Below are 12,585 nucleotides of genomic sequence, written 5' to 3'. Positions count from 1 at the left end.
ATGTATCAGATAACGGAGCAAGATTATGTTTAATGAAGAACGTCGTTTTGAACAACCTCTACGCTGGGCAATGATCGGTGGTGGACGTGGCAGTCAGATTGGTTATTCACACCGAAATGCTGCACAACGAGATGGACTGTTTAAGCTTGTTGCTGGCGCTTTTGATTTAGATGCTGGGCGCTGCAGAGATTTTGGAACCAACTTAGGATTAGACCCTGAGCGTTGTTATGCGAATTACAAAGAGATGTTCGCAGCAGAAGCACAACGTGAAGACGGGATTCAGGCTGTATCTATTGCCACGCCAAACTCTACGCACTACGAGATTTGTAAGGCAGCACTCGAAGCAAACCTACATGTTGTTTGTGAAAAACCTATCACGTTTACATCTGAAGAGGCGGAAGAACTAAAAGTTATCGCCGAGCAAAACAATCGAGTGATTGGAGTGATGTATGGCTACAGCGGCTTTCCTATGGTGCAGCAAGCTCGTGAAATGGTACAGCGTGGCGACTTAGGTGACATCCGCGTTATCAATATGCAGTTTGCTCATGGTTTCCATAACGAAGAGTACGAACTTAACGATCCTGGCTTGAAATGGCGCGTAAGCCCAGAAGTATCAGGTCCAACGTATGTGCTGGGTGATATCGGTACGCACGCATTTTACTTGTGCGAAGTGATGACTGGCCTTGAAGTAGACCGCTTAGCTTGTATGCGTCAAAGCTTTATTAAGTCACGTACACCGTTAGAAGATAACGCACACGTAATGATGGAATTCAAAGGTGGTGCAGTAGGCACACTTTGGGCTTCTGCGGTAAATGCTGGCTCTATGCACCAACAAAAAATCAGAATTGTGGGCTCTAAAGCATCGATTGAGTGGTGGGATGAGCAACCAAACCAACTGCGCTTAGAAGTGCAAGGTGAACCATCGCGTATTCTTGAACGTGGTATGGGCTACTTGCACCAAGATGCGCCTGGCGTCGCTGTAAATCGAGTGGGCGGTGGTCATGCTGAAGGTTACTTCGAATCTTGGGCGAACCTGTACCACCGTTTTGCACTTGCGTTTGACGCGGCAGAGCGTGACGACCAGCAAGCGCTGTCTGATATTTGGTTCCCTGGTATTGATGCGGGCATTGAAGGTGTACGTTTATGTGAGAAGTGCGTTGAGTCTGCGGACCAAAACGCTGCTTGGGTTGAATACAGCAGATAGGAACTGACCATGACAAAGATTGCACTTCCAAAAGATCGCAAGCTGGATGCCATCGTATTAGGCCGAGCTGGCGTTGATCTCTACGCTCGCGAATTCAATACCGACATGGCTGATATCTCTGGCTTTAACAAATTCGTTGGTGGCTCTGCAGCAAACATCGCAGTAGCAGTTAGTCGCTTGGGTGGTAGAACCGGCTTTATTGGTTGCGTGGCAAATGACGCGTTTGGTGACTACGTAAAAGGTTATATGCAGGGGCAAGGTATCAATCTTGACGGAATGATGACTGATGACACGGGCTCTCGAACTTCTGTTGCATTTACTGAGATGAAGCCAAGCGACTGTACTGTGCTGATTTATAGAAACAACGCATCAGACCTAACCATAAAACCAGAACAGGTGAGCGCAGAGTATATCGCGAGTTCTAAAACTCTGGTTGTAACAGGTACCGCACTTTCAGAGAGCCCAAGCCGTGAAGCTACGCTCATTGCTATGGAGCATGCTCGTCGAGCGGGAACGGTGGTGATTCTTGATGTTGATTACCGTCCATATTCTTGGCGCACAGATGTCGATGCATCCATTTATTACGGTATTGCTGCGGGTTTATCTGACATTGTCATCGGCAATCGTGAAGAGTTCGACATGATGGAAACAGTCCTAGCACCTGGCAATCAAGATGATGACCAAACGGCAGAACGATTTTTACGTGAAAACACTCAAGTGGTTGTGATTAAGGCTGGAGAGCTTGGTTCTAAAGTGTATTGCAAAGATGGCTATAAGTTTGAACAAGGCATCTTCCGAGTCAAGGTGAACAAACCATTTGGTTCTGGGGATTCGTTTGCTGGTGGTCTTATTTGGACGCTCATCAATGACGGTGAACTTGAGGATGGTGTTCGTCATGGGTCAGCTGCTGCGGCAATTAATGTGAGTGGCGAAAGCTGTACTGAGGCAATGCCAACCAAGGAAGAACTGCTCGATTTTATTGAGAGCCGAGCGTAACGCTTTTGACTTGAACCTTCTTTACAGATCAAGGAATGAGTCAGTCGGATCGGTAATTTTCTCAGCCATTAATACGTTCAGTCATTAATACGCTTTGGATTACGAACCATCTCGGTCCGACATTTTTATTCGTTTTGAATTAAATAATAAGAACTATGTTGAGTTGCAACGACGACTCGACGAATGAGGAGAAAGGATTATGGGTAAGCATATACCCCCATTTAATAATCAAAACCAGCCAATCGTTGATGTTAACGATGAGGTTACACCACTTTGTTATTTCAACCAGGTTCACTTAAGCCAGAGTGAGCAACACACTCACACTGTTGAAGGGTATGAGTCGGTAGTTGTACTTGCTGGTGGTACGTGTTGTATCACAGTGAGTAACGGTGTCGATGAGCCTCAAGTCTTTGATAATATAGGTAAGCGTCGCACGGTATGGGACGGTGAGCCTGAATCTGTTTATGTACCGCTTGGTTATACAGCAATCATTGATTGTGTAAGTGAAAGCGCAGATGTGATGATTGCAGGTGGTAAATTTGATGCCTCATTAGAACCGTTCTGCGTTCGAGCTGATGAAGTTGAAATGGTTCAATACGGCTCAGATGATACAAAAACACACCGTAAGATCAAACATGTGCTTGGGCAAAGTAACGCTGACAAACGTGGCCGTTTACTTGTCAGTGAGCTATTTACGGTTGGCGCTGGTGGTTGGTCTGGTTTTCCTCCGCATAAACATGATGAAGACCGCGTCAAAGAAGATGGCAGCAAAGAGACATTATACGAAGAGGTGTATCAATTCCGTTTCAATCCTGATTTTGGTTTCGGCGCACAGTTTTTATACGAACATGAAGACGATTTTGGTCCTGTTTATCACGTTCGCACAGGTTCAGTAATCGCTATTGATAAGGGATACCACCCGAGTGTAGCTGCGCCGGGCTATGAAATGTATTACTTCACCATCATCGTAGGGAAAACGTCTAAGTCTTTGATTCAGCACTTTGACCCTCACCATGAATATCAAGTTGAAACCATTCCAGGCATCAAGGATATGATCGCCAAGTTTAAGTAGAGGGATACGTTATGTTGGTTAATTTAAACGATTTATTACCTGATGCGGCTGCATCAAATTATTCAGTTCCCTGTTTTAATGTCTTTGGCTTTGAAGATGCTCGCGCAGTCGTAGAGGCTGCGGAAGAAGTGAACAAACCGGTTATCTTAGCGTGTAACAAAGATGTCGTTGATTTTTATGGGGTAGAAACGGCAGCGGCGATGTTTTTAGGTCTAGCGACTAAAAGTACAGTGCCAGTTTGTCTGCACCTCGATCATACCTATGAAGAAGACATTGTATATCGAGCATTAAAGGCCGGCTTTAGCTCGGTGATGTTCGATGGCTCACAGTTGAGCCTAGAAGAGAACATCGCTCGAACTCGCAAAGTCGCGGATGTCGCCCATGCATTAGGCGCTTCGGTAGAGGGTGAAATAGGTTCTGTTCCATACGATGAAGGTCGTGACCATATCAAAACAATAGATACTAGCCCTGCTGATGCAGCTAGGTTTGCTCGCGAAAGTGGTGCTGATTGCGTGGCGATTTCTGTCGGTAATGTCCACCGTCTAACCGAACCAACATGCACTATTGATTTTGGCTTACTTGACCGTATTTCAGCCGAAGTGACGATACCATTGGTGATACATGGGGCTAGTGGGATTCGAGACGAAGATATGGCGAGACTTAAGCAAAGTCGTGTCTCTAAGTTCAATATCGGCACCTGCTTACGTCAAGCCTTAGGTAACAATCTACGCGGCTATATGAATGATGAACCAGAGAAGTTTGATAGAATTTACTTTATGCAAAAAGCAATGCCGTACGTAAAAGATGAAGCTATTCGAAACTTCGAACTTTTATCTTAGAATTAATACCCCAAGTGTTAAAGCTTGGGGTATTATTGATTTATAAACCAATATTTAACGGGAAAGAAGTTAGGTATGGAAGTTGAAACTAACGAGATTGTACATGTGCCTAGTGATTTAGACTCTCTGAAAGAGTTAATCGTCAAACGCTATGACAATTTGAGTCAACGCTTACAGCAAGTCGCGGACTATGTGTTAGCCCAGCCTATGCTAGTTGCCGTTGAGACTATGGCGACCATTGCGGAACAAGCCAATGTCCCATTGTCGACCTTAAGTCGATTTTCAAATGCGATGGGCTTTAGTGGGTTTAGCCAAATGCAGGCTCTGTTTAGAGACCAATATCTAAATAGACCTCGGGATTATAAAGACCGAGTGCGCAAAGCAAGAGACCAAGAAACATATCAACCAGAATCGCCAACCGCTATTTTTAACGATTACGGTGTCGCTAACGTTGAAGCGATAGAAAAATTACAAGTATCAGTTTCACCACAGAAGCTTGAAAGAGCCGTGAGCCTGATGGATCAAGCCGAAACGATATATATACAAGGGATGCGCCGAGCTTATCCGGTTGCTTTTTACCTTTGGTATGCTCTTATGAAATCAGATAACAATGTTGTCTTGCTTGATGACCATGGAGGGATGCTGACCCCTATGATCCGTAATATGAACGATAAAGACGTATTGCTTACTGTGACTTTTGCCCCTTATGCAATGGAAACCAGCAATGTCATAGAGTGTGCTCATGACCGAGGTGTCCCTATCATCGCGATCGCAGATAACCAGATGATGGCGCATGGCAGTAAGATGGACGTGTGTTTTGAAGTGGAAGAAGGGGAGGTGATGGGCTTTCGATCGCTGAGTTCTTCGATGTACCTAGCTCAAACATTAGCTGTTAGTTTGATGTGTCGTGAGATTAAATAGCGTTTACCTCAGAATGTTCTAGATAACCCTAAAAAGCCGATAATTATCGGCTTTTTTAATGTTTGCGAAAAACCTAAATAAAGTGACTGCCGAGCATAGAAAAAGCTACCGTATTGGCAGCTTTTTTAGCTCAGGATGGTTGGAGTGTTCTGGTTATGAGAACAAACGCTTCATGCCTGAAAGCATGCTAGTGGCTGTCTCGTAATGATCGCCTTCCCAAAGTTGATCATTGAGAAACTCACCAGAATAGAACCCGTCATATCCTGTACTTTGAATGGCTGACGTCCATTCTTGTAGTGGAATTTCTCCTTGGCCTAGCAAGCAATTTCTAAGTTCTTTCTCATCGACCCAAGGCGCACCAACTTCAGGGCGGTGTCCATCGGAAAGATGAACATTGTAAATGAGCGATTTATCGATCTTTGCCATGTCTTCTGGTGTTGCCCCGCGGCATGCCCAGAAGTGCCAAGTGTCGAGCACAAAGCCAAAGTTATCTCGGTTGACTGCATCATGTAATTGATAATATTGCTCTAACGTAGCAATGGGGGTCCATGCTGCACCTTCGTATTGGAAGCGGATTCCATGCTCTCTTCCGATATCGGTTATATTGCGGATGTTTTGTGCAGTAATACGAATGTTATCTTCAACCGATAGGCCTGTCAGCGCCTCGAAAGCGTTTAATTGAATGGTTGGCGCACCAATGTCTTTGGCAAATTCACACAGAATTTCTGTATCTCTAAATAACTGGTTTTGTGCTTCTTTGGTCGTACTCTCCACACTACCTATAATATCAATCGCAGAAGGCGCAATATTAGCGTCGTTTAGCCTTGTTTTGAGGTCTTGGCTTGTTAAACCAGCATTGATATATCGCCACAACTTTTCCGTATGGATTTCTAACCCGTCATAGCCTGTTTCTTTTGCCAAACGGATATCGCTAACAATATTATTATGTAGTGAACACATTCCGTGTAGTGCATAGCGCATAAAGTAGTCCTTTGTCAGTCGCCAAAAAGCTTGTGCTGTTGGCGTAATTAATCGCGTTAAGATCATTATCCTCCTTGTGATAAATTTTTTCCATAATCGACCCTTCTATCTGTGATGTTAATTAAGTAAAAATAAAAATGGCTATTAACTGGTCGGTATTGCGTGGATTTGTGAGATTTTATCATGTAGTTTGGGTGATAATATTTTTTCATTGTATTGGTTTTTCTGTCAATTCTCTGTTCCGGAGTAACGGGTTCTGTTAATGAAAAATGGAATATAAATTGGAAATCAGAGGGTCACTAAGATGTGACCGTATTTAGCTATCGTTGTTTATTCACTTAAGCAGCCACTCTACGTCATGAGGGAAAGTATGTTTAACATCGCTTTATTTGGTGCGGGACGCATTGGCAAAGTTCACGCGGTTAATATTGATAACCACCCGAGAACAACCTTGTATTCTATTGTAGATCCATATGTGGAGGGCGCTAACCAACTAGCAAGCCAATACAATGCAAAAATCCAAACAATTGAAGAGGCTATGGCTGACCCCAATATCCATGGAGTGTGCATCGGTTCTGCAACCGACACACACGCTGATTTTATTGAGCTAGCGGCAAAGAATGGCAAGACGATCTTATGTGAAAAACCTATCGACTTAGAATTGAGCCGTGTTCGTGATTGCTTGGGCGTGATTGAACAATATCCAGTGCCAATGTTGGTTGGTTTTAATCGCCGCTTTGACCCTCAGTTTCGTAAGCTAAAAACTCAGTTAGGTTCTGGTGTGATCGGTAAGGCAGAATCGTTGCTGATCACGTCTCGTGACCCTTCGCCACCACCGGCACATTACGCTAAAGCTTCTGGTGGTATGTTTCGCGATATGAGTATCCATGATCTTGATATGGCACGCTTTATCCTTGGAGAAGATCCAATCTCAATTACTGCACACGGTAGTTGTATGGTTGATAAAGCTATTGGTGAAGCTGGAGATATTGATACTGCTGTTATCGTTATGAATTTTCCATCGGGCGCGATGGCCACTATTTCAAACAGCCGTCGTTCTGGTTATGGGTATGATCAGCGCCTTGAACTGCATGGCGAGAAAGGCTTACTACAAGCGGGCAATATGAAAGAGGATCTCGTTCAGTATTGGGGGGAAAGTGGTTGTGTTAGCGCGAAACCGCAGCATTTTTTCTTAGAGCGTTACGAACAAGCATACATCAATGAATGGGATCACTTCGTTGAGATTCTAGCAGGTGAAGCAGCGCCGCTTTGCAGTGGTAAAGATGGAGAGTTTGCTCTTGTGCTTGCTGAGGCTGCTTTAGAGTCCATGAACACTGGGGTAACGGTCAAACTCTAACCAAGAGGTTTGTAGCTTTAACCACTCGCAAGGTGTTACTGGCTTATGCAAGGCAGAACTTAGAATTAATCGAGGGTTCTGCCTTTTCTAAATGCGAGTGATACTGCCAAAGATTGTGCAAGGCATAATGAAGCCGACTGTGATCTAAAGGCATCGACACTGGCTTCTTTTACTGTAAAACACACGTCGCTGAATGCCGACAGTGGGCTGACTTGATTATCGGTAATCACGATTTGTTTAGCCCCCGCTTTAGACGCTATTTCACACAGTTTGATCGTTTCTTCCGCATATGGATTAAAACTAATTGAGACAACCACATCATTAGGCCCAACCATACTGACCTGTTCTTCAAACATCCCGCCTAAACCATCGATAAGGAATGCTCTACATTCGATATGACGTAGTGCATATGTGAGGTATGACGCCACGCTAAATGAGCGTCTTAGCCCAATTAGATAAATGTTATCAGCATTGGCTAGAACATCGACTGCTTGCTTGAGTTTCTCGGAAGAGGTGAGCTTGGCAAGTTGCATCATTGCATGTGAGTTGGCTTGAGCAAATTCGTATAAAATGTCTTCAGGCTCTTCTTGCAGGCTGCCATCATTGAGCTCCTTAACTAAACGCGTACGTTGAGTGTAGCTGGCGGTTTCTTCTACAAGGTTTTGACGGAATATTTGTTTCAACTCGTTAAAACCATTAAACCCAAAGGCATTTGCAAAGCGTATTAGTGTCGACGGTGGAACATCGGCCGCCTTGGCAATGACGGCAACCGTGTCAAAGGCAATGCTGTTTGAATTTTCGAGTACATAATGAGCGACTTGTTGTAGTCGTTTGCTCAACGTACTGTGTTGTAGACGAATTTGGTTCTCTAGTTCGTTGAGATTCGTAGCTGCATGCATAACAACATCCTAAGTTTAACGGCGAAGATGACCGGAATGTTTTCTATATATCAGAGTAGATAGATGATGTGAAGTCGAGTTGGCGAAAATGAAACATTTATTTCACTTTAGATGATATTTAAGAAAGAGACATAACAATCACGCTCTAAACAAAAAAATGCCACGAGAGTGATGAGCTTACGTGGCATGGAAAACCTCATTTGAGGACCCTACATTCAACTTGTTGTATGAGCGATTTATTTATGGTTAACATAAACGCTTAGCGCTTCTTGCGAATCACATCAGCATTCTTAATCAAGATGTTAAAGTCAGCGTAAAGTGCACAGCGACAACTCATCTACGTATTTATTTACTTTTCTTTTGGCGCTTCATATCAAAAATAACGGCTACGACAATCACTAAGCCTTTTACTACTTGTTGCCAATAGGCTGATACATTGAGTAGGTCGAGTCCGTTTTGTAGTACTCCCATAATCATGGTGCCTACGATAGTTCCTTGGATTGTTCCTATTCCGCCGGCATGCGATACCCCACCAACAGTGGCAGCAGCGATAGCATCTAGTTCATACATGTTACCTAGGCCGGGTTGACCTGAATTGATTCGAGCCGTCAAGATAAGCGCAGCAATACCAGCCAGAAGACCAGCGTAGACGTAGACAAGAATTTTGTACTTGGTGACGTTGATGCCTGATACGTAAGCTGCAGTTTCGTTGCCTCCGATTGCATAAGCATATTTACCAAACCTGGTGTAGTTGAGTAGCACATAGGTGAACAACGCCATAACGAGGAATATCACCACGGGCACGGGGATCCCCGCTATGTTTCCTTGTCCGATCCATTGGTATGAATCGATTAAGCTACTGATAGGGCGACCGTCTGAATAGAGTAATGCAGCCCCGCGAGCTATGATCATCATGCCTAATGTTGCAATGAACGGGGGGATACCTGTATAGGCGATGAGTGCGCCGTTAATCAAGCCACAGAGAGCCCCCACACCTAGTGCCACCAAAATAGGGACAATAACAGGCAGCTCAGGCAGGTTGGGGTACATTCTCATGCCCCAATCGAGGGTTTGAGCTGTGCTGGCTGAGACTACAGCTGCAACCGCAAGTACTGAGCCGGATGAAAGGTCAATACCGCGAGTGATGATGATGATTGTTACACCTAAGGCGAGCAGGCCGATACTGGCCATCTGAGTCATTACATTAAGTAAATTGGCAACGGTGAGAAACACCGGAGACAGAATACTCATGACAACACACATGCCGACAAAGACGACGTAGATCGCGTACTTGGATAAAAAACGTGTTTTTTTGCCAGTTTCGGGCTGTTCTGAAGTGGCTTGAAGAAGTTTAGCTATCATAACTACTTTCCTTGATATGTTGGATTAGCTTATTGTTTTTAGTTGAACGCCAATGACATGACTTGCTGTTGTGAGGCTTCGTGACCGTCGAGCTCACCTTTAAATTGCCCATCGTGCATGACGAGAATACGGTCGCTCATTCCAATCACCTCTGGTAACTCAGATGAGATCATGACCAAGCTTTTACCCATGCCGGTGAGCAGGCGCATCAATTTGTAGATTTCAGATTTGGCGCCAACATCAATGCCTCGAGTCGGTTCGTCGAGAAAGAGAATGTCTGGTTTAGTTAGCATCCAGCGCGCGAGTAATACTTTTTGTTGGTTACCACCACTCAAGTTATCGATGGCTTCAGACATACCTGGCGTTTTTACCTTGAGAGTTGAACATTGCGTTGAGCAGTCTTTTTGCATTTTTCTTACGTCAAGTAGGCTAACGACTTTGTTACGATAAGCATCAAGGTGGGCAATGGAGGTGTTGGCAAAAATATCCAACATTAAGTAAAGCCCGGAGTGACGTCGGTCTTCTGTTAGAAAGGCCATTTTGTGATTGATGGCATCGGTTGGCGTTTTGATTTCTACCTGATCGCCGTTGATCCAAATCTCACCAACATCTTTCTTTCTTACACCAAACAGAGTTTCAATTAATTCGGTACGCCCTGAGCCGACAAGACCTGCAATACCAAGGATCTCGCCTTCGTGTAGCTTGAAGCTAATGTCGTTGAATTGACCTTCAACAGAGAGGTTTCTAACATCCAACCTTACTTTTCCAGGTTTGGCGGTGATTGGTGGATAAACATCGCCAAGGTCGCGCCCTACCATCATGTGAACGAGTTCGTCATTATTAGTCGATGAAGCTTCTCTTTCACCAATAAAGTTGCCATCTCGAAAGATCGTGATGTCATCACAGATACGGAATATTTCATCCATTTTATGGCTAATATATACGACCGCCACTCCCTGAGATTTAAGTAGTTCTATGATCTCGAATAGGTGGTCAACTTCTTTACCTGTAAGGGCCGAAGTTGGTTCATCCATGATGATCACTTTGGAGTGATACGAAATAGCCTTCGAAATCTCGATCATCTGCATGGTAGCTACCGTTAGCTCACTCATGGGGGTGCGAGGGTCGAGGTGTAGGTCCAATTTTTCCAAGAGTTTGGTTGTGTCACTGTACATTTTGCGATGATCGATGAGGTTCAGTGGCCCCTTGGTTGGTTCTCTACCTAGCCAAATGTTTTCTGCGATACTTCGGTGAAGTACTGGGGACAACTCTTGGTGGATCATCGATATTCCGGCTTCAAGGGCATCTTTAGCACCACTGAAGTTAACTGGAAGACCTTGATAATGGATGGTGCCGCTATCTCTTTGGTAAATACCAAAAAGAACTTTCATTAGGGTGGACTTCCCTGCGCCATTTTCGCCCATTAAGGCCATGACACGACCTTCTTTTAATGTGAGTTGCACATTATCAAGGGCTTTCACTCCAGGAAATGACTTTGATATTCCACGCATTTCTAGTAAGGCTTGACTCATATTTACTGCTCCGATTGAAATGATCTATGTATCGAGCCTTGTTAGTGGGTTGGCACATAGATCATATGAGTGAAGAGGGCGTTAGCCTTGCTTAGCTTTGAATTCTTCGAGGTTGTCTTTGGTAACAAGCTCGGCAGGGATCCAAGTGATTTTCTCGCGAGGCTGATTTGTGATGCCACTGATTGCGGCGTCAATTGCGCCACGAGCTTGGCCGCCACCATCTTGGAATACAGTGGCATCAAGAGCGCCATTTTCAATTGCCATTAAGCCATCAGGAGTCGCATCAACGCCGACAACAATCGTGTCATCGAGTTTCCCTGCAGCACGCAGAGCTTGAATTGCACCTAGAGCCATATCATCGTTGTTGGCAATAATTACGTCGAGTTTGTCTCCTGAATTGATCCAGTTTTCCATTACGACCATTGCTTGCGAGCGTTGCCATAGAGCGGTTTGTTTGCGAGTGATGTTGAAATCAGGCTTATCTTGGAAGTAATCTTCGACGCCTTCTGTACGAAGAATTGCAGCTTCAATTGTCATCATCCCCATCAAAATTCCAATGTTTCCACCTTCACTTTTATCTGCGACGTACTTAGCTTGCTCTTTGCCAAATTGCAGCTCTTCAGAGCCAACGTACGCTACACCTTCGGGTAAGTAAGAAGGACGGCGGTTGAGGTAAACGAGCTCAATTCCTGCATCTAGAATCTTGTCCGTCATAGGTTGGGTCGCGTCAGTATTAACTGGCACTAAAATGATGCCGTCGACTTGTTGGATAATGAAATTTTGAACTTGGCCAAGCTGTTTCACTGTGTCTTCTTTGGCATCCACAAAAATGAGCTTAACGTTATCTTGCTTTTCAGCGTATGCCGTCATGGAATCTTTCATATTTACAAGAAATGTATCGTCGAAGTTGGGAATCGCGACACCTATTGTGACGACATCACTTTTTGTCTCTTCACCACCACAGGCAACGAGGCTGAGTAAACCTATTGCAATGACCCCTGTTTTTACTCGTCTTGCTGCCGAGCTTTGGAAGAGAGTGGTTTTGTGAGTAAAACGACGTATGAACTTTGAAAATGTGTTGGTTATCGATGACATGCTATGTCTCCTTGTTGTTATCACTGCTTCTGCCAATTACAAAATATTTTGTGATTGAATCTCTGAGAGTGCTTTCTTTCTCCTAGAGACTTGGCAACTTTCATTCCTTTACGTAGGCGTTTTAAATTTTAATTTTCGCGAAAAATATTTTTCATTTAAATCGTGGGTAACTATATATTCAGAATTTTTTTTTAGCCATTAGACATAATGCGCAATTGTTATAATTGTTACATAGATCTTGTGGTTGTTAAGTTTTGTGTTGAGTTTGTTTTTTATTAAGCCTTTGATTTTAATTGGTTTAAAATTATGAACTCTATTTTATTTATA

Annotated in this window: 11 protein-coding genes; 6 read left to right on the top strand and 5 right to left on the bottom strand. The window is 44.0% G+C overall.

All coding sequences use genetic code 11. From position 1 onward, the window contains the following. Positions 1-25: 25 nt before the first annotated feature. From HRQ85_RS08525 to HRQ85_RS08505, 5 genes are all read left to right on the top strand, one after another. Positions 26-1,204: a Gfo/Idh/MocA family protein gene (locus HRQ85_RS08525; RefSeq protein ID WP_048612818.1), complete on the top strand. Its 1,179-nt coding sequence runs from the start codon at positions 26-28 to the stop codon at positions 1,202-1,204. A gap of 9 nt (positions 1,205-1,213) precedes the next feature. Then, positions 1,214-2,200, top strand: coding sequence for a 5-dehydro-2-deoxygluconokinase (gene iolC, locus HRQ85_RS08520; protein ID WP_050633231.1), 987 nt, complete (start codon positions 1,214-1,216; stop codon positions 2,198-2,200). Between the two features lie 199 nt (positions 2,201-2,399). Further along, entirely contained in the window at positions 2,400-3,272 is an 873-nt protein-coding gene (locus HRQ85_RS08515; protein ID WP_059019119.1) for a 5-deoxy-glucuronate isomerase, read from the top strand. An 11-nt stretch (positions 3,273-3,283) separates the two neighbouring features. Further along, positions 3,284-4,111: a class II fructose-bisphosphate aldolase gene (locus HRQ85_RS08510; RefSeq protein ID WP_048612821.1), complete on the top strand. Its 828-nt coding sequence runs from the start codon at positions 3,284-3,286 to the stop codon at positions 4,109-4,111. Positions 4,112-4,186: 75 nt separating this feature from the next. Further along, positions 4,187-5,032, top strand: coding sequence for a MurR/RpiR family transcriptional regulator (locus HRQ85_RS08505; protein WP_017111576.1), 846 nt, complete (start codon positions 4,187-4,189; stop codon positions 5,030-5,032). Positions 5,033-5,185: 153 nt separating this feature from the next. Here the strand turns inward: HRQ85_RS08505 and HRQ85_RS08500 are convergent, their stop codons facing one another. Beyond that, entirely contained in the window at positions 5,186-6,013 is an 828-nt protein-coding gene (locus tag HRQ85_RS08500; protein WP_048613000.1) for a sugar phosphate isomerase/epimerase family protein, read from the bottom strand. Positions 6,014-6,383: 370 nt separating this feature from the next. Between HRQ85_RS08500 and iolG the strand changes: the two genes are divergently transcribed. After that, the gene (gene iolG / locus HRQ85_RS08495) at positions 6,384-7,370 is read left to right on the top strand and encodes an inositol 2-dehydrogenase (protein WP_048612822.1); all 987 of its coding nucleotides are present in this window, start codon (positions 6,384-6,386) and stop codon (positions 7,368-7,370) included. A 65-nt stretch (positions 7,371-7,435) separates the two neighbouring features. Here the strand turns inward: iolG and HRQ85_RS08490 are convergent, their stop codons facing one another. The 4 genes from HRQ85_RS08490 to HRQ85_RS08475 form a co-directional block, all read right to left on the bottom strand. Continuing rightward, entirely contained in the window at positions 7,436-8,269 is an 834-nt protein-coding gene (locus tag HRQ85_RS08490) for a MurR/RpiR family transcriptional regulator (RefSeq protein WP_050633227.1), read from the bottom strand. Between the two features lie 345 nt (positions 8,270-8,614). Next, complete coding sequence (locus HRQ85_RS08485; protein ID WP_048612824.1) at positions 8,615-9,631, bottom strand: ABC transporter permease; 1,017 nt, start codon at positions 9,629-9,631, stop codon at positions 8,615-8,617. Between the two features lie 38 nt (positions 9,632-9,669). Next, positions 9,670-11,163 (bottom strand): sugar ABC transporter ATP-binding protein, encoded by a 1,494-nt coding sequence (locus HRQ85_RS08480; protein WP_172379294.1) that lies wholly within the window; start codon positions 11,161-11,163, stop codon positions 9,670-9,672. Between the two features lie 81 nt (positions 11,164-11,244). After that, complete coding sequence (locus tag HRQ85_RS08475; RefSeq protein ID WP_048612826.1) at positions 11,245-12,258, bottom strand: sugar ABC transporter substrate-binding protein; 1,014 nt, start codon at positions 12,256-12,258, stop codon at positions 11,245-11,247. Between the last annotated feature and the right edge of the window lie 327 nt (positions 12,259-12,585).

This window comes from Vibrio sp. Vb339, from assembly GCF_902751245.1.
GTDB classification, from domain to species: domain Bacteria; phylum Pseudomonadota; class Gammaproteobacteria; order Enterobacterales; family Vibrionaceae; genus Vibrio; species Vibrio coralliirubri.
The sequence above is the reverse complement of the archived record's forward strand: the minus strand, read 5'-3'. Positions and strand labels throughout refer to the sequence as shown.